Here is a 25,404-nt window from a genome sequence, read left to right as displayed (position 1 = left end):
GCCCCATGATGGCCCCAGTGATGCTGCCTATTGTAGACGCCCGTTCAGGAATTGACCCCGGTGGAGCCGAATCCCCGCTCCGCCCTGTCGGAGCCGGGGAGGGACACGGCCTCGACGAACCGCGCCTCGACGTATCGTTGGATCACCAATTGGGCGATGCGGTCCCCCGGCTCGAAGACGACGTCGTGCTCCGGGTCGAGATTGATGAGCGGCACCTTGATCTCGCCACGGTATCCGGCGTCTATGGTTCCCGGCGCGTTCAGCACGGTGACGCCGCGCTTGACCGCGAGTCCCGACCGGGGATGCACCAGCCCCACATATCCGCTTGGCAGGGCGATGGACAGCCCCGTGGGAACCAACGCGCGCTGGAAGGGGGCGAGCCTCACATGCTCGGTGGTCACGAGGTCCGCCCCGGCGTCGCCGGCATGGGCATAGCGCAACCTCACCGGTGAGCCGTCCAGGGAACGGACCAGAACCTCGATGTTCTCCGGACCGTCATATGCTTCGTCGTACGCCATGTCAGCCAGCGCACTCCTCGCATACGGGGTCGCCGTCGTCGGTGGTGTATGCGAGCTGGCTGCGGTGCTTGACGAGGAAGCATTCGGAGCACACGAACTCGTCACCCTGCATCGGGATGACGGTGACCGAGGAGTCCTCGTTGCTCAGATCGGCGCCCGGCAGCTCATAGTCCTCGGCGATGGCGTTCTCATCATCGTCGATGTCCCCCGCCTGGCTCTGCCGCGAGTTCTTTCCCAGGGCCTCGATGGACTCCTCGTCCTCGTCCTTGCTCCTGGGGGAATCATAATCCTGTGCCATGTGAGAACCTCTTTTCCCGAAAAATGGTGTCGTGTTCTGCGCCATAGGATACACGATTTCAAATACCCGCAAAATACGACACGTGGGGCACAATAGAAGTAATCGGTAATTTTTTTGGAAGTCGGGTGCCACATATGTCGAACGAAACGCTCAAGGTAGCGCATTTCGAGAAGGTCAGCGAACGCGGCGATCTGGTGTTCTCCCTTGAGGGACGGCAATTCGCCGTGCGCGTCGACGACCGGCTTGAGCAGGGCATTCTCGCCAGCAGGCAGATCAGGGAGGAGAATGAGGGCAAGCCCAATCCCCAGGCGAGCTCCACGATTCCCATCTCGACGATCCAGTCCATGATCCGCGCCGGTCATACCACCGGGGAGATCGCCGGGGAATACTCGCTGAGCGAGGCCCTGGTCCGTCGGTTCGCCCAGCCGATCGAGACGGAGAAGCGGTATGCGGTCAACCAGTTCTTCTCCTCCCCCATGCCGGGAAGCCCCCGGAACCGCAAGGTCTCGGACGTCATCGGGGCGTCGTTGCGCGCCGCCCACGTATCCATGGATTCGGTGACATGGCAGGCGACCAGGAACAAACGCGAGCCATGGCATGTCCATGCGACGTTCGAGGCCGCCGGAAGGACCATCAAGGCGGAATGGTCATGGGACATGCGCGACAACTCGGTGACGCCCATGAATTCGACGGCGCGCAAGCTGCTGAAGTCGTCGGAGTTCGACCCCGCCTCCGGGCAAAGCACGCTTGACGACCGGTTCGGACCCTTCCCCGTTCAGGAGGGATCTCCGACTCCCGCCAATGACGTCCATATAGTGGACTCTCATGCCCCGGATACCCTGGGCACGACCGCAAAGAAGGCATCGACGTCCACGGTGCCGCTGCCGGAACGCAGGGACACGGCCTCGAACCCGCCCAAGCCCGATCTGCCGCCCAATCCCGCCGCCGGCGATGCCGGAGGCACGGACGGCACGGACGACTGGCTGTATGGCAAGACCCCGGAGGAGCCGGGCGATCGCGCCGGAGCCGGGGCCAAGGTCAAACCGTTGCTCCCGGACGATGGCGAAGACGGTGGGGACGCGCAGGACCCCGACCGGCAGAAGCGCAAATCCCGCCGTTCGGCGGTGCCCAGTTGGGATGAGATCCTGTTCGGGGAATGATGCGGACGTCTAGACGACGTCGACGAGGAAGGGTATGTCCATCTCGACGCTGGTCTGCGACCCATGGACCGATGGCAGCCGGGTGGCCTTGTCGCTCTGGGTGCGCGAGTCGACGATGGTGACGCGGTCCGCGGCGCTGACCAGCACGTCGCCGAGCATCGGCCTCACCCGGTCATCGACCGGTCCGTAGACACCTTCGTCGATGGCCTGATCCCGTGTGCGCACGAGCGCACGCTCCCCCAGCCGGTTCCGCCAGCGCTCCGCAAGGGTTTCCGGGCTCGTCCCCGGCTCCGCGTACAGCATGACCGCGCGGGGCTCCCCGCCCACCGCGGCCACATCCCGGGAGAGATCGGGTTCGACGGCGATGTCGATGCGCTGCTCCGGATCGGTGGCCACCATGCCGTGGTCGGCCGTTATGACGATCAGCGTCCCCTTGGGCGCGTTGCGCCGGAGCATGACGAGTTGCGCGTCGATACGTTCGAAGACGCCGATCCATTTGTCCGAGTTCCAGCCGTAGTTGTGTCCGGTCTTGTCCGCGTCCCGGATGTACAGGTAGGTCAGACCGGGCGTGCGCGCCGCCTCGCACGCGGCCATCACCCTGTCCTTGGGATGGATGTTGGGAATGTAGTCGGCGCCGCGGAACGCCGCCCTGGTCAACGGGGAGGAAATGAACTTGGGCAGGCCCGATGATGTGACGCGCACATGTTCCGCGGCCAGTCGCTCGAAGATCGTCGGCTGTGTCTGCAGACGCTCGGGTTCCATGGCGTCCTTGAACTGGATGAGCTGGCAGATCCGGCCTGTGTCCGGGTTCAGCTGCGTGTATCCCGTCATGCCGGTGAGCCCCGGGCAGGTCCCCGTGCCGAACGTGCTCATCGCGGCGACGGTGGTGCTCGGATAGCACGTGGAGATGGGACGTCCGTTGGCGGAATCCGCCATCAGGGAACGCAGGTATCGCGCATGGCCGCGTCGCAGGGCGAGATTCCAGAAGCCCAGTCCGTCGATCAGCACCACGATGGCGCTGGAGGCGTCCGGCAGGCCGAGTTCGTCGCGGGCCCGGTCCGGATCGGGATGCAGCGGGGTCGGCACGGGATGCCCGATCGCGGAGGACATGGCGGGCAACACGGCGGAAAGATGCCGGCTCCCCCCTCGGAGACCGGCGTCCATCGCATCGTAACGCACCGTAGGCTGCAGACGCAGCAGGTCGGCTGAATCGGGCACTTCCATACTCATACGTCCCATTGAACCACCTGTGCAGGTCAAGTGGTCGTAATATAGATAGTCGATTCACCCATGTAAGGAGTTCACGCGTTGGCCACCAAGCACAGAACCAAACCGTCCTTCGACCCGCGCACGGTCAAGGAGAACATCGTCGATACGCCGTTGAACGAGGAGATGAGCAAGTCGTTCCTCGAATACGCGTACTCGGTGATCTACGCGCGCGCCCTGCCCGACGCGCGCGACGGTCTCAAGCCGGTGCAGCGGCGCATCGTCTACCAGATGGGGGAGATGAACCTGACCCCGGACCGCGCGTACATGAAGTCGGCCCGTGTGGTCGGCGAGGTCATGGGCAAGCTGCACCCGCACGGAGATTCGGCGATCTACGAGGCCATGGTGCGTCTGGCCCAGCCGTTCGCCATGCGTCTGCCGCTGGTCGACGGCCACGGCAACTTCGGCTCGCTTGACGACGGTCCCGCGGCGTCCCGGTACACCGAAGCCCGGCTGGCTCCGGCGGCGCTGGGCATGAACGCGGACATCGACGAGGAGACGGTCGCCTTCCGCCCGAACTACGACAACAAGCTCGAAGAGCCGGAGGTGCTGCCATCCGCCATACCGAACCTGCTGGTCAACGGGTCGTCCGGCATCGCGGTGGGCATGGCCACGAACATGATCACGCACAACCTCGGCGAGGTCGTGGCCGCGGCGAAGCATCTCATGGCGAATCCCGGGGCATCGGTCGAGGATCTCATGCGGTACGTCCCCGGCCCCGACCTGCCGGGCGGCGGCATCATCATCGGCCGCGACGGCATCCGGGACGCCTATCGGACGGGCCGCGGATCGTTCGTCACGCGTTCGGTGACGCACATCGAGAACATCACAGCCCGAAAGAAGGGCATCGTGGTGACGCAGCTGCCGTTCATGGTCGGTCCGGAGAAGGTGCTGGAGCGCATCTCCGAAGGGGTGAAGAACAAGAAGATCGAAGGCGTCACCGGAGCCATCGACCTGACGGACCGCCATAACGGCACACGCATCGTCATCGAGGTAAAGACGGGATTCAACCCGGAGGCGGTGCTCGCGCAGCTGTTCCGCCACACGCCGCTGCAGGACTCGTTCACCATCAACAACGTGGCGCTGGTGAACGGCCGGCCGCACACCATGGGCCTGCGCGAACTGCTTGAGGTGTGGATAGACCATCGGCGCGGCGTCATCCGCAGACGCAGCGAATTCCGCAGACGCAAGGCGCAGGAGCGTCTGCATCTGGTCGAGGGCCTGCTGCTGGCGCTGATCGACATCGACGAGGTCATACGGGTGATACGCAGTTCCGAGGACGCCGACACCGCCAAGACGAGGCTGATGGCCGTGTTCGACCTCGACGAGGTCCAGTCGCAGTACATCCTCGACCTGCGGCTGCGCAGGCTTACGAAGATGAGTCGCATCGAGCTGGAATCCGAGCGGGACGACCTGCGTCGCCGCATCGATGAGCTCACGGAGATCCTGGGATCCGAGTCCCGTCTCGACCGCGTGGTGACCGAGGAGATGGACGAGGCCGTCGCCAAGTGGGGCGATCCTCGGCGGACCGTGCTGCTCGATGCCGACGAGAACGGCAATCTTACCGCCGTGCACAGCCTTGCCGGCAAAGCCGAAGGCGGTGACTCTTCCATGGCGTCGGCCGCCATCCAGGCGATCTCCGACGTCTCCGGTGCAGCGTCGTCCGCAAGCACGGCGAAGTCGGCCTCGGCGATCGTCAAACCGGAGGGCATGCCGCTGACCATCGCCGACGAGCCGTGCACCGTCATGCTCAGCGCATCCGGACTGATAGCCCGAGCACCCGCCGGGGTCATCGACGCATACGAATCGCGCACGACGTCGACGCCGCGCGCGAAAGACGACCAGATCGTCTCCATCTTCGCGACCACCACCACATCCGATTACGGACTGGTCACGTCCGCAGGCCGTTTCGTGCTGGCGCATGTGGCCGATCTTCCGGTGCTGCAGGCGTCGCCGTCGTTCAGTGTGGCGGACGGGGTGAAGGCCGACGAACTGCTGACGATGACGGAAAGCACGGACCCGATCGATGGGGAGCGTACGATAGCCGCGGTCTCCCTCGACGACGAGCGCCCGCTGGCCATAGGCACGCGGGGAGGAGTCATCAAACGCTGGAACCGTGAATCCCCCACGACCATGGATTCCTGGTCGGTCATCGACCTCAAGGACGGCGACGCCGCCCTGGCCGCCCAGCCCGCCGGCGACGACGACCATCTGGTGTTCGTCTCCACGGACTCCTCGCTGCTGACCTTCGAGGGGGCCAAGGTGCGTGCGCAGGGCAGGAACTCCGCCGGCATGGCCGGCATTCGTCTGGCCGAGGGATGCCATGTGGCCGCGTTCGCCGCCATACCTGCCGGCAAGGTGGCGTGGACGACAGGCGGGGACGGAGACGGCGCGGCCATGCAGTCGGGCGCGGTGGTGCTCACCGTGGCCGGGGACTCCGACGCCCTGGAGGGCACGGAGAACGGCGCGGCCAAGGTGACGCCGCTGGAGATGTACCCGACCAAGGGGCGTGGGACCGGCGGTGTGCGGTCCCAGCGGTTCCTCAAGGGGCAGAACACGCTGATCCTCGCCCACGTCGGCCTCTGGCCGCTGTTCGCGGCGTCATCCTCCGGCTCCCCCGTGGAACTGCCCCACGTGGACATGCGGCGTGACGCCTCCGGCGTGGAGGTCGCATCCCCCATCGCCGCCGTGGCGTGAGTTCATCGGATCATCAGGGGTACAGCTTCATGCCCTGAGGCGACGGTGTGAATCCCGCCGCCCGCATCCAGACCCGCATCGTGGTGCGTGAGGTGAGCGGAATGCCGTTGACGTCGGAGAACAACACCGTGGATTGGTACCGGCGTCGCAACGCGTATGCCAATTCCCCAAGGGCCCGCCGCAGCACCCGTTCGTGGGCGTCGTCGATGGGGGCCAGCACGGTGAGATGATGACTCCGTGGCGCGGCGTACAGGATGGCCGCGCCGTCGACGATGACGGTCGTGGTGCCGGCGCGTCTCGTGGGACGGGACGCCGCCGTCTGCGTCGGGCCCTGGCCACAGGCAGGCCATGGCAGAACCGTGCCGTACAGATTCGCCGGGTCGAGCGTGTCCAACGCGGTCACGGTCTCCTGCGGTTTCTCGGCGCAGCCGCGCAACGCGTCCACGTCCCGACGTCTTGCGAACTGCGCCGCGCCCAGACCGTCCACGAACATGCCGCGGACCAAATCGCCGTTCTCCTCCATGGCCTTCAGAACGGGATACAATGCGGAGAATCCTCCATCCACCCCGGCCGCCTCCGTCAACGGGGGCGCGATGACACCGTACCGGTCGAGCAGCATGTCGACGACCGCGATCAGACGTCGTGCCGGCGCGGATTCCTCGTCGTCCATGCGCGCGGCGGCGGCAACGCCTGACCACAGTCCCCCGAATCCGGCATATGCCGATGCATTCGCGATTCTCCGCATCCTTGCGCGGGCTCCCGTCGCCGTGCGTCCGCCCGTCGCATGCGGCGTCCGTCCCGTCGAAGCGCCGATCATCGACCGTATCGGAGCGAACGTACTACCGGTGATGAGCCCTTGCCATATCAGCGTCCGCATGTGGTTCGCGAAGCGCGAGCCCCCCTCGCCATCGTCCAATTGCCGTGCGGGGAAGGCTCCTCCACCCCGCATACGGGCGAGGATGGGGTCCATGTCCGGGCTTGCGGACGGATCGGGCATGATGACGGAGTCGGCGACATACCAGGCGATATCGCCGACCCCGTGAGTATCCCTGCGGGGCCTGGACCCCACCCATGCAACGGTCGATGACGCAAGCAGCTCGTCGAGCATCCCCGGACGGTAGTTGCGGATCCGTGCGGGGAACACCGCGGTCTCCCATAATGCCGCCGGCAACGCCACACCCTCCAGCTGCTCGATGACCCGCAGCACACCGTCCCCGCCGTCGTAGCGCTCCCCTCCCACGGCCCCCGCCCCCTGCAGGGACAGCACCATGCGCTGGTATGACGCCCCGTCTACCGGTCGGATGGAGTCCCTGGCCCGGGCCAGGGAACGGGAGCGTATGATGCGGAACACGTCCGGATGCAGATATTGCCGCTCCCCCGAATCGCCGTCCGACGCCGCGGCGGCGAGGAACGTGCCGGAAAGCAGCCTCCCCTCCGCCGCGAGGTCGCGCAGTTCGGCTCTGGTCTGCCCCAGGTGAAGTCCGAACCGTCCGGCGATGGCCTGCGCGGCGAACGGACCGTGCGTATGCGCGTACCGAAGGATCAGGTCGTCGGGATCCTCGTCCAGACGACGCCGGTCATCGGGCATGGCCCAGTACCGGTGCGCGCCGATGGGCATCGGCACGGCCCTCCCCGCCGCGTGCAGCGTCTCCAGCATGTCGTCCACCCGCCGGATCCGGGCCGTGCCGTCCGTCCCCCCTGTCGACGGCATCCGGTTCGATCCGCAGCATGATCTCCTCCGCGGTCAACGGTCCGAGCACTCGCAGCAGATCGGCCACGCCCTCCGTCCCATGGCCGCGTCGGTCGTCGGACAACCGTTGCAGACTTCGTTCGACGTCAGCGATCACATCGGGGTCCAGCACTCCGGACAGGTCGCCGTCCCCTTCGCCCAGCAGACGGGCGAGCACGTCCGCGTCGATGGACAACATGGCCGCGCTATGTTCCGCCCGGGGCACATCGTACTGGTACATATTCGCGCCGGTATACCCGAACAGCAGCGATTGCGCGAACGGGGACGGCACCATGGTCATCGCATCCACGAGGCCGATCCGCCGTTCCCCGAGCGCGGCCATCAGCGAACGCAGGGACGGCATATCGTAAACGTCCTGCAGGCATTCTCGCGCGGCTTCCAGCATGAGGGGGAAGTTCTTCAGCCCGCCGGCCACGGATTGCAGCTGCGCCGCGCGCAGACGCTGCTGCCATAGGGGGACGCGTCTGTCCGGATTCATGCGCGGCATGAACAGCGAGCGCGCGGCGCATTCGCGGAATCGTGCGGCGAATAGCGCGGTGTCGGCGATCTCCCTGCGAACGGTGTCCTCCAGTTCATCCGGATCGAAGATGAACAGGTCGGGCCCCGGCATGGCGTCCGCGGTGTCGGGCAGACGAAGCACGATGCCGTCATCATCGGCCATGGTCTGCCCCTCGTATCCGTACCGGTCGCGCAGACGTGCGTTGATGCCCATGGCCCACGGCTCGTGTACTCGTCTGCCATATGGCGAATGGAGCAGTATGCGCCAGTCGCCGTCCTCGTCCTGGCAGCGTTCGATCACCAGCGTGCGGTCGTCCGGTACTACGCCGGTGGCGGCCCGTTGCTCATGGAGCAGCCGCGCGAGATTGTCGATGGCGTTGCCGTCGAGCCCGTCGCCGACCAGCCTGCCCCGTGTCCGGTCGTCGAACCGAGAGCCCGCCAGCCCGTCGCACAGTTCGCGGGTGACCGAACCCAGACGGCGTCCGAATGCGGCGTCGCGTCCATCGCCGTCACCGTGCCAGAACGGGAGTCTCGCGGTGCGGCCCGGTGCCGGTAGCACGATGACGCGGTCACGGGTGATCTCCCGTATCTGCCAGGTGGATGTGCCGAGGGTGATCACGTCCCCCACCCGGGACTCGTACACCATCTCCTCGTCGAGTTCGCCGACACGTCTGGACCCGCCGCCGGCCTCATCGTCGGGCAGGACCACGCTGTAGGTGCCACGGTCGGGTATGGTCCCACCGGAGGTGACGGCGAGTCGTTGCGCCCCGGGTCTTGCGGTGATGGCGCCGGTACGCCGGTCCCATACGAGTATGGGACGGAACGCGGAGAACGCCTCGCCGGAGTATGCCCCGGACATCATGCCCATGACGGCGTCGAACATCGTCCTCGGCAGGTCCGCGAAGGGCGCGCTGCGTCGGACGGTGTCGTACCAGTCGTCCGCGTCGAGGGGGTCCATGGAGGCCGCGGCCACGGTCTGTTGGGCGAGGACATCAAGCGGGTTGGCCGGTATGGAGAACGTTTCGATGTCCCCTGCCTGCATGGCTTCCACCGCGGCAGTGGTGGCGAGAATCTGTCCGCGGGTCAGGGGATGGAACAGGGCGTGGGAGATGCCGCCGACCTTGTGGTCGGCCCTGCCTACGCGCTGCAGTCCGCTGGCGACGGAGAACGGCGGCGATATCTGGATGACGAGGTCCACCGTGCCCATGTCGATGCCGAGTTCGAGGCTGCTGGTGGCGACCACGCAACGCAGGCGGCCTGCCTTGAGATCGGATTCGACCTGTCTGCGCCGTTCCTTCGACACGGAGCCATGATGAGCCATGGCGATGGCGTCGTCGGGGTCGGGGTCGTTGACGAGCATGGTGGAGGAGCCCACGACGGCCGCATAGTGCCGGCCGGAACCGTATTGCGAAGGCTGCGGGCCATGTCGTCGCTGCGTATGGAGGTCGTTGAGCCGTGCCGTGAGCTTTTCGCATAGCCCCCGCGAGTTGACGAAGACGAGGGTGGTGCGATGAGTGAGCACTTCGTCGAGCACGCTGCGCTCGACCATGGGCCAGATGGAACCGTTGCTGCGCTCGTCGTCCTCGTCGGTGGCCGATCCGGCCAGATCACGCATGTCCTTGACCGGTTCGATGATTCTCAGCTCATATCGGGGAGCCTGCGCCGGATCGACGATGGTGACGGGCCTTGTACCGCCCAGGAACCGCGCCGCCTCGTCGGCGGGCCGGATGGTGGCGGACAGCCCGATGCGCTGGGCAGGCCGTCCGGAGAGGCGGTCGAGCCGTTCCAGGCTGACGGCGAGATGGGCGCCGCGTTTCGTCCCGGCGATGGCATGCACCTCGTCGATGATGACGGTGTCGACGGTGGCGAGGATGCGACGCGTCCTGGACGTGAGCATCAGGTACAGCGATTCGGGTGTGGTGACGAGGATGTCGGGAGGATGGGAGGCGATTCGACGGCGTTCCTTCGGCGTGGAGTCGCCGCTACGTATGGCCACGGTGACGTTCGGACGGTCGCCGCCGGCTTGCCCGCATTCGTCGGCGATGCCTTCCAACGGTCCGGTGAGGTTCCTCGCCACGTCGGTTCCCAGGGCCTTCAACGGCGAGACGTACAGCACTCGCACGCCGGAACCGCGCATTGGATGCCCGTCGTCTTTCCCGTCCTTCTCCGGGCATCGTCCGGAGGATCGTTCCCGTATCATCCGGTCTATGGCGTAGAGGAACGCCGCCAGCGTCTTGCCGGAGCCGGTCGGTGCGATGACGAGTGCGTCGCCGCCGGCGCCGATGACCGGCCATGCCATGCGCTGCACCTCGGTGGGTTCGCCGAACGACCGGGAGAACCATCGTCTCGTCTGTTCGGAGAACGATGCCATGGAATCGTCCGTCATCGTGGACGCGTTCATGCGTTTCACCCTAGCCGCGGTTCCGGGCTCCGCCGGCTATGCGGCCGGACGCCTGCGACGTCGGGACGACGACGGTTGCGTCGACGTGCGGTATGAGCACCGGAGCGTCCAGCAGGCCGCACGGTGCGGGGCCGTCTCCCTGTTGCATGGTGCCGGCGTAGTATCGGTTCGCCGCGGACGGCAGTATATCCAGGACCAGCCTGTTCACACCGGTCTTCATGACGCGTCCAAGCGGTATCGGACCGGCCGGCCATGGCGATTCCGCGACCGTCCCGCCGTTGACCCGGACGACGACGGACCCTGCGACCTTCGGCAGCGACAGATCCCATGCGCCATCCCCTCCCCGATCGATGACGACGTCCCGGATGTATCGTCCCATGCCGCAGAACGTGGGATATCCCTGCCGTTCCCAGCCAGACATCGGACTGATGCCGGCAGGTGCGTCGGCCTCATGGCCCTCATATGGCATGAACCGCCATCCGGTGGACAGCGTCATCGACGTGGGCGCCGCGTCCCCGTCCGGGATGATCTGCATCAATACGACCTGATGGGGGTTCATGGACGTTTCGATGCTCGCCCCGATGCCGGTTCCCCGGATCGAGCCCGGCTCCCCTACCGTGCCGTCCGACGGATTCCAGACGACGAGCCGCGCATGGGACGATCCCGTTTCGATGACGACGGTCCTGTTCCGATCGGCATCGTTGAACAGCATGATGCGCCATCCGAGGCGGTCCCGTCCCCTGCGCACCCATAGCTGTCCGATCTCCGGGGACGTGTCGGTCACACGCGGGAGCGGGGACACGCACTCCATCACGTCCGCCGCTACCGCGCGCCATTCGGGAAGACCGTCATACACGCGGACGGTCCCCTCCTCAGTCGCCCCGCAATCCGCCAACGTCTTCAGCCGTTTCACGGCATGGCACCTCCCCGGTTCGGGGGCCGCCACCTCGTGGGGGAAGGCCCCGGTGGCGAGCACGGTGCCACCCGTGCGGACGAAACGCTCCAGAACGCGAACGGAGCGTTCGTCGTGCAGGGTCTCCACGTCGGGCAGCGCCAGTACGGGGAACGAGCGGCCGTCCGGAAGACGCAGGACCCCCTCGTCGGCCTCGCCCCGGCACAGGTCACGTTCGTCGATGATGGCGTAGTCGATGCCGTCGCGGGCCAGGTTCTCGCACCATAGGGCCATATGCCGTCCGAACCCATGAGACGGACCGTGGGCCCAGTCCGTCGTCAGCGGGTACAGCACGGCGACTTCGTCCAACGGCTCGCATCCGTCGAGGAACACGGAGACCCGGGCGGATTCGTCGGCGAACCGACGATGGAAACGGAACCACGGCTCATAGTTGACGCCCGGGGCGAAATCGAACCGGGGGTTGACGAACATCTCGGCCGCGTCGTCGCCGGACGGGTCATGTCCGTCGGTGAGCCAAAAGGCGTGCATGAGCAGTTGCCTCATCCCGAGGACATGATGCCTCATGGTCTGCGAGCGCAGGCGGTCGAGGGTGAGCTCCCACCATCCGGCGGCGAAGTGGGATCCGGGGACCGTGCGGCCGAAGTACTGCTCCACGATGCAGCCGCTTCTGCCGTGGCTGCGTGCCACGGAATCGCCGAATTTGGCGGAGAGCTGTGGATGGTCGTTGCGCGCGTCCACGCCGGTGACGTCGCGCCACGCGTCGATGCCGAAGTAGTCGAGTCCGAAGTTGGTGCGAGGGTCGTCGGCGATGATGGTGCTGGTGGGGTCCCACGAGGAGACGTGGCTGAGCACCTCATGGCCGCAGAGCCTCAACCCGTGACCGTGGCACCATGTGGCGAGCGTGCCGAAGAACATGTCGATGGCGCGCCTGGCGTATCGCTCATAGAACCAGACACGCGACGGCGTCGTCTCCCCTCCGACGTCGATGGCCCATGCGAGCAGGATCAGAGGCCAGCGGTCGCCGGCCTCTTCGGCGAGCTCCCGGTAGAATTCCGGATCGTACATGAGCGTGGACGCGGTGGTGCCACGGTTCTGCGCCCAGTCGAAGAAGCAGGCGTGGGGCTGGTCGAAGAACACGTAGGCGACGGTGGTGCCGAGATGGTCGCCGAACGCCTTCGCGTACGGTTCGTAGCCGACCTCGGTGAAGCGTCGGGCGGCTTCGGGGTCGAGGTAGTTGATCATGCGGCTGGTCGCGCAACGGGCCGATACGAAGAAGGTGACCCGTCGATGCTCCCCCGTGACGTCATCGAGATCGGCGGTCATGGCGCAGCCATCGGCGTCGGCGGATGCGATCCTTGCGCGGGATGTCACGTCCGTGACGGTCGGGCCGATGGCCGCGCCATGTTCGTCGGCGTCGTAGGCCACGGCGGCGACGATGCGCCACTGGTCCCATCGGGGAACGCCGCCCTCGAACACCCATTCGCGCCCCTGTCGCAGCAGGTAGTCGACGTCGACTGCATGGATGCCGTCGATGGTTCCCTCGACGTGTCCCCGTCCGTCCACGTCCGCCGTCACATGGAACAGGTGTCGTTCGCGCAGCCCGTCGTGGCCGTCTGCGACGACACGTCCGCCCGCATGTCCGGAAAGCCAGTTGTATTCGTCATAGATGCCGACCATCATGTCGTGGCTTCGGGCGACGTCGGCGGCGTGACGGCACATGCGCAGGTAGTCGTCGCTCAGATACTCGTCGAGCGGCATCGACATGCGCGCCTGTATCTGGAAGGAACGGTATCCGGCCTCGTCCATCCGCCTGATCTGCTCGTCGATCTCCCCCATGGTGGGGATGCGGTGCCAGAACCAGTAGGTGGCCGGCGCGTTCCATACGCCTGGATGGAGAAAATCATCGTGCGCGTTCATCGGATGCCGTTCCTTCCTGACGACGTCATGGCATGGCCATCGCTCACTGGTCTGCGGATTCGAGCCGGGAACGGTCCGGCTTGGGATCGAGCCCGAATCCGTAGGTGAGGATGGCGTAGAGGACCGTACCGACGATCATGGCGACTACGACGCCGATGTTTGTCGATCCGATGACGCCGGTCCGCTGCTCGGGCGTAAGCAGGAAGCCGACGACCTTGGCGATGTTCGGGTCGGCGCTGGTGACCATGCCGAGTCCGACCACGGTGGCGACGCCCATTGCGGTCAGGGCGGTCCATCGTCCCGAACGGCCGCCGAACCCCTTGGTGCGGGCCATGCGCACATCCCAGCCATAGCGCCTCTGACGGATGAAGTCGATGAGCTGGATGCCTCCCATCGTTCCCATGGGCACGGCGATGAGTGCGAGGAACGCCTGGAACGTGGCCAGGAACGATGTGGAGATGAACAGCAGGTAGAAGGCCCCGAATGCGATGATGCATCCGTTGATGATGGTGATGACCACGCGCGACCCCGGCAGGCCCACCGCCATGAGGGCCAGGCCGGAGGAGTAGATGCCGGTCATGGCCGCGGAGACCAGGGAGATGACGATGACGATGCTGAACGGCACGAAGAACCATGTGGGCAGGAGCACCGTGAGGGCTGCGATGGGGTCCGAGGCTGCGGCTTCGCCGAGCTTGTCGTTGGTGGCCGCGAGCAGGATGCCGAGGATCAGCAGCACCGTGACTGGCAGGGAGATGCCGAGGGTGGTCCATCCAATGACGCCGCGCGCCTTGGTGTCCTTGGGCAGGTAGCGTGCGAAGTCGCCGCCGTAGTTGAGCATGCCCAGACCGACCATGGTCATGGCCATGACGACGCCGCCGACGAACACCATGGGGCCTCCGTCGGGCTGTCCCGCCAGCCTGTCCCAGTGGATGTGCGGCAGGATCATGGCGATGAACACGATGGTGAAGACGCCGGTGATCCAGGAGATCCATTTCTCGGCCTTCATGATCAGTCCGTGGCCGGCCACGGCGAACGCCATGGTGACGACCAGAACGACGATGAACCATATGAGCACGAGCCACGTGACCGGCGTGCCGTCGTCCTTGGCGAACACGGCGGGATTGAGTCTGGAGAAGATGTTGGCCCCGGTGGTGGAGGCCAGGGTGATGATGGTGACCTTCCATCCGATGTTCGACAGGTAGGCGAAGAACGCGATGATGCGGTTGCCCTGATATCCGAAGGCGAAACGCGTCTGCGTCAGCGTGGGCAGGCCGGTTCGCGGGCCTCCCACCGAAAGCACGCCCACGAGGAACGACGAGATGGCGTAGCCGAGGGTTCCGGCGACGATGGCCTGAAGGGGTCCGAGACCGAGTCCATAGACGTAGATGCCGTAGCTGATGCCCATGATGGACACGTTCCATGCGAACCATACCGCGAACAGGTCCCGTGATCTGCCGTGCCGCTCGCTTTCGGGTACGGGATTGACTCCATTGGCCTCGGGCCCTCCTGTGGCCGCGGCCGTCGATGCCGGCGTATCGCTCATGCCATGCCTCCTTGCCGGGTTTGCATTTCCCCAAACAGAGTACACGACCATGGGCTGTTCGACGGCTATGTTCTCATCGACACGGTTCCCCGGCGGATGAGCTCGGGTGGAATGATGACGCTCCGCTCCCCCGACGCGCCCGAGGACCCGGATTCCCCGATGCGCTCACGCATCAGGACCGAGGCCTCGTGGGAAAGCCACCCTATCTTCTGGCCGATGGTGGTCAGCTCGAAGCCGAACCCGAACCGGTCGGCGATGCCATCGTATCCCATGACGGACATGTCGTCCGGAACGCGAAGCCCGCGTTCCCGAAGGCGCTGCATAAGGCCGAGGGCCATGAGGTCGTTGCAACAGAATACGGCGGTGGCGCCTGATTCCACGACGTCGTCGGCCGCGTCGTAGCCGCCTTCGTGCCGATAGTCCCCTTCGATCATGACGGAGGGGGCAAGCCCCACCTCCGCGAGCGCATCCACGAAGCCGTCACGTCGTTCGGCGGCGTTGCCGATACGCGTGTCCCCATAGACGCAGGCGATGCGGCGATGACCGCATTCCATGAGATACTGCGCAGCCATGCGGCCTCCGGCATGGTTGTCGATGCCCACGCCGTCGCACCAGGACGCCCCGGCCATGCGGTCCACCAGCACCACGGGGCATCCGCATCGTCCGATGTCATCCCGCAACGCCGTGATGTCGCCGCCGGATTCGCCCGCAACGATGAGGAACATGCCGTCCACCCCGCGGGCGGCGAGGCGGACGAGGACGTCGTGTTCGGCCGTGCGTGAATCGTTGGTGTTGGCGATGATCAGCGAGTAACCGGTTCTCCGGCATTCGTCCTCCAGCCGTTTGGCGAGGGCGGCGAAGAACAGGTTCTGGATGTCCGGTACGATCAGCGCCAGCAGCATGGAGCGCTGCGTCACCAGCGTGCGGGCCACCTGGTTGGGGACGTAGTGCAGTTCCCGGGCGGCGCGGAGGATGGCGTCACGGGTCTCCTCGGATACCCGTGACGGACGGTTGTTCAATACCAGGGAGACTGCCGTGGCGGAGACTCCCGCGGCGGCCGCCACATCCTTGATCGTCGTGCGTTTGGCCATGTTCTCCAGCCTAGGCGAATCTTGCCGCGATCTGCTCCGTCGTGCCGTATGACGCCTGGGCGCCGTATCCCGTGGCCGCGTAGGCGGATACGTAGGAGGCGACCTGTGCGCCGGTCACAAGGTCAAGACCGGACGCAAGGCCGGCGAGTATTGTGCCCATGAAGGAGTCGCCGCAGCCCGTGGTGTCGACGGCGTCCACCTTCACCGGCGAGATGCGGTGGGCGCTTCCATCGTCGATGACGACGCTGCCGTCGCCGCCGAGGGTGATGACTGCCTGATCGAAGCCGAAGCCCGACATCTGCGTGACGATGGCATCCCAGTCCACGGCGTCCCAGTCGCCGTCCTCGGGCTCGTCGATGCCCAGCAGCTGGCTCATCTCATGCTCGTTGACCAGCAGGATGTCGGCGTTGACGATGAGTTCGCGCGGCAGCTCGGGGATGAACGGCGAATCGTTGACCAGCACCTTCGCGCCCGCTTCGTGGGCGATGCGGGCCGCCTCGATAACGGCGGGCATGGGGCTTTCCAGGCAGAGGCCGAGCACTGCGGCCTCGTCGAAGAGGTCGGCGTGCGCCCGGACGTATTCGGGGCTCACCTTGCCGTTCGAACCGGGCGAGTAGACGATGGTGTTCTCGCCGTGGGAATCCACGGTGATGACGGTGGTGCCGCTGGGGCCGTCGACATGCAGCACCGTGTCGGTGCGGACGCCCGCCTTGCCCAGCTCGTCCAGAAGGAAGCCGGCGTTGGAGTCGCTCCCCACAGCGCCGAGCATGCGCACATCGGCGCCGATCTTCGCCGCGGTGGCGGCCTGGTTGCCGGACTTGCCCCCCGGAAGGACGCGCAGCGGACCGGCGTTCACCGTCTCGCCCGGCCGGGGCAGTCGCTCCGTGGTCACGGTGTAGTCGGCGTTCATCGACCCGACCACGACCAGGGGCCGTGCCGTATGGGCGAATGATGCGAGCCGTTCGAGCGCCTCTTCCCTGCTGATGCCGTTCACGTTCATGTCTGTCTCCCTTGCATGGTGCCGGCGCGCGATGCCATGCCGGAATCGCGGCGGCATCGCCTTTCGTAGTCCGTGATTACTGGGTTCGTGCGGATGAGTGGATGGTATTGAGATGTTGCGTGGAACGCCGACATATTTCATGGTAAAACGCTAGACCAAATTATGCAAGCCGACACAGGGGAACGAACATGGGGTTATCGTGCCGTCGTTCCTCCGGAGACGGCCCCGGAGGAACGACGGGAGTCAGGCGTCGATGTTGGAACGATCGAAATCGTCGGCGTTGTCGACGATGAAACGCTTGCGCGGCGGCACTTCTCCGCCCATGAGCAGGCTGAAGATCTCCGAGGCCTGCGCCGCGTCCTCCATCCGGATGCGCCTCAACATGCGTGTGCGCGGGTCCATGGTGGTGTCGGCCAGCTGGTCGGCGTCCATTTCGCCGAGTCCCTTGTAACGCTGGATATCGTCATCGTAGGCGATATGCCCTCTGTCCAGCTGTGCCGTGCGTTGCGCCAGCTCGTCGTCGGAGTACGTGTAGATGTACTCGCCCTTGCGTTTGCCGGTGAGCGCGATGCGGTGCAACGGGGGCACCGCCGCATATACGTGCCCGTGCTCGATGAGCGGACGCATGTACCGGTAGAACAGGGTGAGCAGGAGAATCCGGATATGCGCGCCGTCCACATCGGCGTCGGTCATCATGATGACCTTGTCGTACCGTGCCTGGGCGATGTCGAACGTGGCCCCCGATCCCGCGCCGATGACCTGGATGATCGAGGCGCATTCCTTGTTGGCGAGCATCTGGGAGATGGACGCCTTCTGCACGTTGAGGATCTTGCCGCGGATCGGCAGCAGCGCCTGGAACATGGAGTTGCGGGCTGCCTTGGCGGTTCCCAACGCGGAATCGCCCTCCACGATGAACAGCTCGGCGATGTCGTCGTTGCCGGGCTGGCAATCCGAGAGCTTCGACGGCATGGACGCGGATTCGAGGGCGTTCTTGCGGCGCGTGACCTCCTTCGTCCTGCGCGCCTGGATGCGCGCGTGCATCTCTCCCGCGATCTTCTCCAGCACACGGCCCGACTGCTCCTTGTAGCCGCGTTTGGAGCCGGCGATCATCTCGCCGAACTGCCGGTCGGTGAGACGGGCGACGATGGGCTTGACCTGGGCGGTGCCGAGCACGTCCTTGGTCTGTCCCTGGAACTGCGGTTCGGCGATGCGCACCGTGACGACGGCCACCAGACCGGTCGTCACATCGTCGCGCTCGACCTTCGTGGCGGAATCCTTCAGATTCACCTTGAGCCTGCGGGCGTTGGCCTCCACATTCCTGCGCACCTGCCTGGTGAGCGCGTTGAGGAACCCGTCCACGTGCGTGCCGCCGCCGGGGGTCTCCACCACGTTGACGAAGCTGCGTATGGTGGTCTCGTAGTCATTGGTCCATCGCAGGGCTATGTCGACCCCGCATGTGCGCTCCACCATCTGCGCGTGCAGGTCGCCGCCTGGGCCCACGACCTGCGTCTCCTCCTGATAGGTGCCTTCCCCGCTCACATGCCAGATGTCGCACACGGGCTCGCCTTTGGACAGGAAGTCCACGTAGTCGACGACGCCTCCCGTATGAAGGAACTCCTCCACCCGGGCATGCGAGCGTCCTTCCATCTGCCGCGCCGCGGACGGTTCCACGGATGCGGTGCCGGAATCGCCCGCGCCTGCCTCGGACCGGTCGGAGGCCTCGGCGGCGCCCTCCGACGGCATGACGTCCACCTCGCGGAAATCGTCGACGGATTCGTCTCCGGTCTCGGGGATGTTCTCGTCGACCACCGTGATCGACAGCCCGGGAACGAGGAAGCTGGTCTGCCGCACGCGGTCGATGAGCTGCTCGTAGCTGAACCGCGCGGTGGCGTTGAAGATCTCCGGATCGGCCCAATAGCGGATGCGTGTCCCCGTGGTCTTCGCCGGCACCTCACCGACCTCGCGCAGCTCGGTCGGGGAACGTTTGCGGGTCTTCTTGAACGGGGAGGCGGGCGAGGGATGCCCGGGGTCGGCGTCGGCGAAGACGCCCGGATGACCCTGACGGAACTCCATGCGGTAGGTCTTGCCGTTGCGGTCCACCTCCACGTCGAGACGGGAGCTCAGGGCGTTGACCACGGACGAGCCGACACCGTGAAGACCACCGACGGCGTTATACGACGCATTGCCGAACTTGGCGCCGGCATGCAGCTTGGTGAGCACCACCTCGACGCCCGTCAGACCGGTCTTCGGCTCCTTGTCGACGGGGATGCCCCGGCCGTTGTCGGCCACGGTGATGGAGCCGTCCGTATGCAGCGTGACCACGATTCTGGTGCAGAATCCGGCCAACGCCTCGTCGACGGAGTTGTCGATGATCTCCCACAGGCAGTGCATGAGCCCCTGGGAGTCGGTGGTGCCGATGTACATGCCCGGACGCTTGCGCACCGCATCGAGGCCTTCAAGCACCGCGAGGTCCTTCGCATCGTATTCTTCCTTGGTTGCAGCCATTTCCCCACCCAAACTGTCGTCGAATTGCGTTAGATCGAATTACGTTGATATTGAAGCGAATGCCACGTCATGCGAACGGCGGATGCCGATGGCACCCGCCGAACCGCAGCCGATGATGACGATTCACTGGTCGAGGAAGTCGCGCAGCGTCTGAGAGCGGGACGGATGGCGCAGCTTCGACATCGTCTTGGATTCGATCTGACGGATACGCTCGCGTGTCACGCCGTATACGCGGCCGATGTCGTCAAGCGTCTTGGGCTGGCCGTCCTCAAGACCGTAGCGCATCTTGATGACGCCGGCCTCGCGCGGGGAAAGGGTCTCCAGCACCTGCTTGAACTGCTCCTGAAGCAGCGAGAAGGCCACTGCGTCGGACGGGGCGATGGCGTCGGTGTCCTCGATGAGGTCGCCGAACTCGGAATCACCGTCCTCGCCCAGCGGGGTGTGCAGCGAAATCGGCTCGCGCCCGTACTTCTGCACCTCCTGCACCTTCTCGACCGGCATGTCGAGCTCACGGGCGAGTTCGTCGGGCGTGGGTTCGCGACCGAGGTCCTGCAGCATCTGGCGCTGCACACGCGAAAGCTTGTTGATGACCTCCACCATGTGCACGGGGACGCGGATGGTTCGCGCCTGGTCGGCCATGGCGCGGGTGATGGCCTGGCGAATCCACCACGTGGCGTACGTGGAGAACTTGAACCCCTTCTTCCAGTCGAACTTCTCCACGGCGCGGATCAGTCCCAGATTGCCCTCCTGGATGAGGTCGAGGAACAGCATTCCTCGACCGGTGTATCGCTTGGCCAGCGAGACGACGAGTCGCAGGTTTGCCTCCAGCAGGTGGTCCTTGGCCTTGCGGCCGTCGTTGGCGGCCCACTTGAGCTCACGGCGACGTTTGAAGTCGAGGCTGTCTCCCTCGGTGTCGAGCAGATGCTGCGCATACAGGCCCGCCTCGATGCGCTCGGAAAGGTCGACCTCCTGCTCCGCGTTCAGCAGGCTTACCCGGCCGATCTGCTTGAGGTAGTCCTTGACCGGATCGGCCGTCGCGCCGGTGGCGATCACGCGGCGCTTGGGGTTGCCGGACGGCGTGTAGTTGTCATCGTCGTCGAGATCGGTGACGACGAACGCGCCCTTCTCCTTCGGCTGTTCCGGGGGCTTCGGCTTGGACTTCTCCTCGCCTTCCGCATCGCCTTCGGAATCATCGCCATCCGCGTTGTTCTCCCTATCCTCGGCGTCGCCGTCTTCGCTGACGTCGTCGAATCCCCCGTCGAGGTCGGCATCGTCCACATCGGCGTCGTCCAGCAGTTCGTCGTCCAGCTCCAGCTCGTCGTCGACCTTCTTGCTGGCACGGGAGGCCTTGCCCCGCGCGGCGCCCTTGGGCCGCGCGGCCTTCGCGGTGCGGCGCGCGGGACCCTTGGCGCCCTTTCTGGCCGTACGGCCCTTCCTCGCCGTGGTCTCCTCAGCCGTCTTGGATTCCGTGGAAGTCGAATCCTTCGCCGCTGCGTTACGCTTCGTTCCACGCGTTGCCGTCGTCTTCTCGCCTGCCAACTTATCCTCCTGGCTTCGTCCTGCCCCGCCCTTCTAGCATGAAGGCGCACTTATGGCAAGAGCAAATTGTCAACTAATAGAGTGAACCACGTTCCAAGGACGATTATTCCCGCTCCCTTCCGTGAACCCATGCGGGGAACACGCCACGGGCGATGGAGCCGGCGATTATGGACGCCATCGTGCACCCGTCGTCGAGCAGCAACGCGCGTATGGCGCAGGCCAGCGACTGTTCGTCCCTGCCCACCCACCACAGCAGATACGCCAGAGTGGTCAGCGGTTGCACGGAGTAGCCTGCGGGCACCAGGCAGACCATCCGCGCCAGGGCATCGATGCCACGCTGGCAACGTTCCGTGTCGGGGCGACTCGCAGGGTTCTCAAAACCGTCCCGGAGCGTCTCGTACACCAATCGGCCGCTGTCCTTGTCGTGCGGCTCCGTGGCCAGGACGAGCAGACGCTCCTGTTCCACCTTCGCCAGCACGGCCATCAACATGGCGTCACGCATCGACATCACCTCGCCCATGCCCACGCACAGCCGGATCATCACGGCACGGTCCAGATCGTCGCTCCGGCCCTCCAGCAGTCGGGCCCACTCCCGCAGAGGCTCACCGAACCAGGACCGGTCGGCGTCCGGCACCCCTTCCCTGCGCCGGGACCGTCTGAACGTCTCCCGAGCCATGTCCATCGTCCGTTCGTCCACCTTCATGGACCGCAGCTTGTCCTCATCCGCGTAGTCTCCGCTCAGCGGCCGCAATCCCACGGTTGTCGTCATCCTCAGGCTCCTTTCGCCCCGTCCGCGGCGGGGACGGTCCCCACCGGCGGCGACGCATCCCCTTTCGCCATCGTCCTCGCCTGTATCCCACTATCGCAGACGGGCGAGGCCCCGCCCATGGTTTTCCGGCAATGTTGACGAACGTGGTTTTTCGTTGCGGCCGTGCGGTTCGGCGCCCGCCCGGGACGGGTGGCCGACACCGGCCGGGGGCACGGCGTTGTCAGCACCGGTTCATTATTGTGTCTTCCATGAACGTTCAGGACCCATTGATGACGACACGTGACCGGATCGAGCGGCGCATCGAAGAGCTCGTCGTCCGGCTGCTCGACACGCATTCCGAGGACCTCGGCTCCGCGACGAGCGAGCGGCTGTGCCGTGCGGTGGCCGATCAGGCCCTCGTATCCAGCCAGGGGGGCAAGCGGCTCCGTGCGTTGCTGCTGTTGACGTTCCATGACGTCCTGCGCGGCCCTGTGGATACCGATGACGCCGAAGCCCGCGGGGCGCTTGACACGGCCTGCGCCATCGAGGTGTTCCAGACCGCGGCGCTCGTCCATGACGACATCATCGACGACGCCGACGTGCGTCGGGGCAGGCCCGCCGCGCACAAGGCGCTGGAATCGTTCTGCGCCGGACACTCCCCCACGCCCATGGGTTCCGACGCCGCCTCGATCGGCAATGGGCTGGGCATCATGCTCGGGGATCTGCTCGCCACCGCAAGCGTGGCCATCGTCAACGAGGCCACGGCCCCGATGGCGAACCATGGATGGATGCTCGACCGGTTCCTCGCGATGCATCGCGACGTGGAGATCGGGCAGGTCATGGATCTCGCGGCGGAGCGAATGCCGCTGGACTCCCCCGCGGCGCTGGCGTCGAACGCCCTGGCCGTGTCCCGCTGGAAGACCGCCAGCTACACCACCGTGGCCCCGATAGAGCTCGCCCTGCTCGCCGCCGGGCTGGATCCGACGGTCTGCCGCGGCGCGGCACGGGAGATCGGCGTGCCGTTGGGTACGGCCTTCCAGCTGGCAGACGACCTGCTCGACGTCATCGCGGACCCGGCAGTGACCGGCAAGCCGGTAGGCGGCGACATCCGCGAGGGCAAACGGACCGTGCTGCTCGCCGACGCCCTCGACGCCTTCGACGGTTCCCTGCCGTCCGAGGCCGCGTTCCTGCGCGAGCGGTTCTCCGCCCCTCGACGCGATGACGACGACGTCGCCCGCATCATCGACGCCTTCGTGGCTTCGGGTGCCGTCGACCGGTCCAAGGACCGCATCGCACGGCTGTGGGACCGGACGAGGGACGCCATCACCGACACATCGGCGAAACTCGGACTGTCACCCGATTCCACGGAAACGCTGCGGTCCATGTGCGCCCGTTTCATCCCCGGTGCACTTCACGTGGAGATTTCTCCGGCATGACATGCCTTTTCGCCTCGCCGGCACGAACGAAACGTAGTATATGAACCATGAGTGAAGTGACGGGGACCCTTATCGGACAGACCATCGACGGCCGGTATACGATCACGAGGAAAATCGCCGAAGGCGGCATGGCCACCGTCTACGAGGCCGACGACACCCGCCTCGCGCGAACCGTCGCCATCAAGGTCATGCATACGCAGTTGGCGCAGGGACCCCATCGCGACCAGTTCGTGGAACGGTTCCGACGCGAGGCGCGTTCGGCGGCGGCCATCGCCAACCCCCACATCGTGCAGATCTACGACACCGGCGAATTCGACGGACTCGACTATCTGGTCATGGAATACGTGCACGGCGTCAACCTCCGGTACGAGATGAACCGGGTGGGCACGTTCACCGTACGTGAAACGATGCGCATCATCGGGGAGATCCTCGACGGGCTGTCAGCGGCGCACGGAGTGGGCGTGGTGCATCGGGACATCAAGCCGGAGAACATCCTGCTCAACGAACGCGGCCGCGTGCAGATCACCGATTTCGGACTGGCGAAGGCGGCCTCGCAGGCCACGCTCGCCACCACGGGCATGCTGCTGGGCACGGCCGCCTACCTCGCCCCCGAGATGATCGAGCACAATCAGGCCACTCCACAGGGGGACCTGTACTCCGTCGGCATCATGGCATGGGAGATGCTCACCGGGGACGTTCCCTTCAACGCCGACAATCCGGTTACCATGGTGTTCAAGCACGTGCACGAGGACGTGCCCGCCCTTGCTGACGGACATCCGGGGATGCCGCGCCCCGTTTCCGAGTTCATCGCGCATCTGACCTGCCGCATGGTGTCGGACCGTCCCGATGATGCCATGGCGGCTCTGGAGGAGCTGCGCGGCTTCGTCGGAGGGTTGACGCCCACGGAGCTGTCGTACCGGGTGGGATCCGGACATACGCCACGCCCCACCAGCGTGCTCCCCCTGTCGGATCGGCCGTCCGGGACGGACGGCACAGGCCGTTCACGGTTCGGCACTCCCTCATCCGACGACGATGACGCGGTCATGGGCCGGCAGGATGTTCTGCGTCGCGATCTGCCGGCCCAGCATTCCGAATCCGGCGGGGACGGCGGCTCGGCGACGGCGAATCGTGGCGGGTCACGCCGCAGGACCATGATCATCGCGGCCGTCGTGCTCGTCATCCTGCTGATCGCCGGAGGCGGAGGCGGTTTCGCATGGTGGTACTATCTCGGGCCCGGCAGCTATTGGACCGTGCCCGCCGCCACCGACGTGCGATGCGGGGAGGACCGGGCATGCCCGCTCAAGGGAGCGAGCTTCTCGGACTATGAGAGCACGCTCAAGGTGGCGGGGATACCGTACGAGTCCATCGAGGAATTCAGCGACACCGTCGCCAAGGGCGCCATCATCTCGGCCAGTCCCGCCAACGTGGGAGACCATGTGAGCAAGAGGAACAACGAGTTCATGCATCTCGTCGTCTCCAAGGGGGTGCGTCAGCTGACCGTTCCCGCGGACATCGCCGACGCGAACTCCACGAACGGCAGGAACCCCGTCGAAGCACTTCGCAAGACGGGTTTCTCGAACATATCGCATGACGAATCCAAGGACGAGTATTCGATGGACGTGCCGCAGGGCGCGATCCTTTCCATCGATCCCAAGCCCGGATCCACGGTGAAGCACAACGCCCGCATCACCGTGACGCTGTCCAAGGGCCTCAAACCGGTGGCCATGCCCGCCGTGGTCGGAAGAAACAAGGCGGATGCCATCGCGTCATTGAACGAGGCCCGTCTGAAGATGTCGGTCACGGAGCAGTACTCCGACACGGTGGCCGCCGGCAAGGTGGTCTCTGCCTCGGTAAGGGCGGGGTCGCAGCTGCATTGGGGCGATGCCGTGAGCCTTGTGGTCTCCAAGGGACCGCAGATGGTGACGGTCCCCGATGTCCGGGGCAAAAGCGAGGACGAGGCCACCAAGGCGCTCAAGGCCCTAGGTCTCGACGTCAAGGTCACCGCCCCTCTGGGCAACCTCACCCATACCGTCCGACTGCAGAATCCGGACCCGGGCAAGCAGGTGCGTATACGAGACGCCAAGGGCAAGGCCACGGTCGTGACGCTCACCGTGGTGTAACGGA

14 protein-coding genes and 1 pseudogene are annotated in these 25,404 nt (G+C 65.7%); 4 read left to right on the top strand and 11 right to left on the bottom strand.

The window, feature by feature from the left end:
- Positions 1-44: 44 nt before the first annotated feature.
- Both dut and DF200_RS02225 read right to left on the bottom strand, forming a co-directional pair.
- Complete coding sequence (dut, locus tag DF200_RS02230; RefSeq protein ID WP_109136666.1) at positions 45-518, bottom strand: dUTP diphosphatase; 474 nt, start codon at positions 516-518, stop codon at positions 45-47.
- A 1-nt stretch (position 519) separates the two neighbouring features.
- Positions 520-816: a DUF4193 domain-containing protein gene (locus DF200_RS02225; RefSeq protein WP_109136665.1), complete on the bottom strand. Its 297-nt coding sequence runs from the start codon at positions 814-816 to the stop codon at positions 520-522.
- A 134-nt stretch (positions 817-950) separates the two neighbouring features.
- Between DF200_RS02225 and sepH the strand changes: the two genes are divergently transcribed.
- Entirely contained in the window at positions 951-1,976 is a 1,026-nt protein-coding gene (gene sepH / locus DF200_RS02220; RefSeq protein WP_109136664.1) for a septation protein SepH, read from the top strand.
- 9 nt (positions 1,977-1,985) lie between these two features.
- Here the strand turns inward: sepH and DF200_RS02215 are convergent, their stop codons facing one another.
- On the bottom strand, positions 1,986-3,206 hold the full coding sequence (locus DF200_RS02215) for an alkaline phosphatase family protein (protein ID WP_109136663.1): 1,221 nt from the start codon (positions 3,204-3,206) through the stop codon (positions 1,986-1,988).
- A gap of 78 nt (positions 3,207-3,284) precedes the next feature.
- On the opposite strand from DF200_RS02215, the gene DF200_RS02210 reads away from it, so the two are divergent.
- Entirely contained in the window at positions 3,285-5,939 is a 2,655-nt protein-coding gene (locus DF200_RS02210) for a DNA gyrase/topoisomerase IV subunit A (protein WP_241520090.1), read from the top strand.
- Between the two features lie 13 nt (positions 5,940-5,952).
- On the opposite strand, the pseudogene DF200_RS11340 reads toward DF200_RS02210, so the two are convergent.
- The 8 genes and pseudogenes from DF200_RS11340 to DF200_RS02165 form a co-directional block, all read right to left on the bottom strand.
- Positions 5,953-10,573: pseudogene (locus DF200_RS11340) on the bottom strand (ATP-dependent helicase).
- Between the two features lie 25 nt (positions 10,574-10,598).
- Positions 10,599-13,418 carry a hypothetical protein gene (locus DF200_RS02195; protein WP_109136661.1) on the bottom strand — a complete coding sequence of 940 codons (2,820 nt, stop codon included), beginning with the start codon at positions 13,416-13,418 and terminating at the stop codon, positions 10,599-10,601.
- 43 nt (positions 13,419-13,461) lie between these two features.
- Positions 13,462-14,961 (bottom strand): purine-cytosine permease family protein, encoded by a 1,500-nt coding sequence (locus DF200_RS02190; RefSeq protein ID WP_109136660.1) that lies wholly within the window; start codon positions 14,959-14,961, stop codon positions 13,462-13,464.
- A gap of 65 nt (positions 14,962-15,026) precedes the next feature.
- On the bottom strand, positions 15,027-16,052 hold the full coding sequence (locus DF200_RS02185; RefSeq protein ID WP_109136659.1) for a LacI family DNA-binding transcriptional regulator: 1,026 nt from the start codon (positions 16,050-16,052) through the stop codon (positions 15,027-15,029).
- Between the two features lie 10 nt (positions 16,053-16,062).
- The gene (locus tag DF200_RS02180; RefSeq protein WP_109136658.1) at positions 16,063-17,052 is read right to left on the bottom strand and encodes a ribokinase; all 990 of its coding nucleotides are present in this window, start codon (positions 17,050-17,052) and stop codon (positions 16,063-16,065) included.
- A gap of 243 nt (positions 17,053-17,295) precedes the next feature.
- Complete coding sequence (locus DF200_RS02175) at positions 17,296-19,557, bottom strand: DNA gyrase/topoisomerase IV subunit B (protein WP_109136657.1); 2,262 nt, start codon at positions 19,555-19,557, stop codon at positions 17,296-17,298.
- 123 nt (positions 19,558-19,680) lie between these two features.
- Complete coding sequence (locus DF200_RS02170) at positions 19,681-21,096, bottom strand: RNA polymerase sigma factor (protein WP_109136656.1); 1,416 nt, start codon at positions 21,094-21,096, stop codon at positions 19,681-19,683.
- A gap of 103 nt (positions 21,097-21,199) precedes the next feature.
- On the bottom strand, positions 21,200-21,865 hold the full coding sequence (locus DF200_RS02165; RefSeq protein WP_109136655.1) for a hypothetical protein: 666 nt from the start codon (positions 21,863-21,865) through the stop codon (positions 21,200-21,202).
- Positions 21,866-22,134: 269 nt separating this feature from the next.
- Between DF200_RS02165 and DF200_RS02160 the strand changes: the two genes are divergently transcribed.
- On the top strand, positions 22,135-23,280 hold the full coding sequence (locus DF200_RS02160) for a polyprenyl synthetase family protein (protein WP_158275748.1): 1,146 nt from the start codon (positions 22,135-22,137) through the stop codon (positions 23,278-23,280).
- A gap of 47 nt (positions 23,281-23,327) precedes the next feature.
- The gene (locus DF200_RS02155) at positions 23,328-25,400 is read left to right on the top strand and encodes a protein kinase domain-containing protein (RefSeq protein ID WP_109136653.1); all 2,073 of its coding nucleotides are present in this window, start codon (positions 23,328-23,330) and stop codon (positions 25,398-25,400) included.
- Positions 25,401-25,404: the final 4 nt, after the last annotated feature.

It is taken from the genome of Bifidobacterium catulorum (assembly GCF_003129925.1).
In the GTDB taxonomy this organism is placed as follows: domain Bacteria; phylum Actinomycetota; class Actinomycetes; order Actinomycetales; family Bifidobacteriaceae; genus Galliscardovia; species Galliscardovia catulorum.
This window is presented reverse-complemented; position numbering and strand designations above follow the sequence as displayed.

What these genes read in the sequence shown, in the direction of transcription:
- DF200_RS02180 (WP_109136658.1), bottom strand. Translation starts at nt 17,052, where the DNA reads ATGAACGTGAACGGCATCAGCAGGGAAGAGGCGCTCGAACGGCTCGCA.
- dut (WP_109136666.1), bottom strand. Translation starts at nt 518, where the DNA reads ATGGCGTACGACGAAGCATATGACGGTCCGGAGAACATCGAGGTTCTG.
- DF200_RS02175 (WP_109136657.1), bottom strand. Translation starts at nt 19,557, where the DNA reads ATGGCTGCAACCAAGGAAGAATACGATGCGAAGGACCTCGCGGTGCTT.
- DF200_RS02160 (WP_158275748.1), top strand. Translation starts at nt 22,135, where the DNA reads ATGACGACACGTGACCGGATCGAGCGGCGCATCGAAGAGCTCGTCGTC.
- DF200_RS02195 (WP_109136661.1), bottom strand. Translation starts at nt 13,418, where the DNA reads ATGAACGCGCACGATGATTTTCTCCATCCAGGCGTATGGAACGCGCCG.
- DF200_RS02185 (WP_109136659.1), bottom strand. Translation starts at nt 16,052, where the DNA reads ATGGCCAAACGCACGACGATCAAGGATGTGGCGGCCGCCGCGGGAGTC.
- DF200_RS02155 (WP_109136653.1), top strand. Translation starts at nt 23,328, where the DNA reads ATGAGTGAAGTGACGGGGACCCTTATCGGACAGACCATCGACGGCCGG.
- DF200_RS02225 (WP_109136665.1), bottom strand. Translation starts at nt 816, where the DNA reads ATGGCACAGGATTATGATTCCCCCAGGAGCAAGGACGAGGACGAGGAG.
- sepH (WP_109136664.1), top strand. Translation starts at nt 951, where the DNA reads ATGTCGAACGAAACGCTCAAGGTAGCGCATTTCGAGAAGGTCAGCGAA.
- DF200_RS02165 (WP_109136655.1), bottom strand. Translation starts at nt 21,865, where the DNA reads ATGACGACAACCGTGGGATTGCGGCCGCTGAGCGGAGACTACGCGGAT.
- DF200_RS02190 (WP_109136660.1), bottom strand. Translation starts at nt 14,961, where the DNA reads ATGAGCGATACGCCGGCATCGACGGCCGCGGCCACAGGAGGGCCCGAG.
- DF200_RS02215 (WP_109136663.1), bottom strand. Translation starts at nt 3,206, where the DNA reads ATGAGTATGGAAGTGCCCGATTCAGCCGACCTGCTGCGTCTGCAGCCT.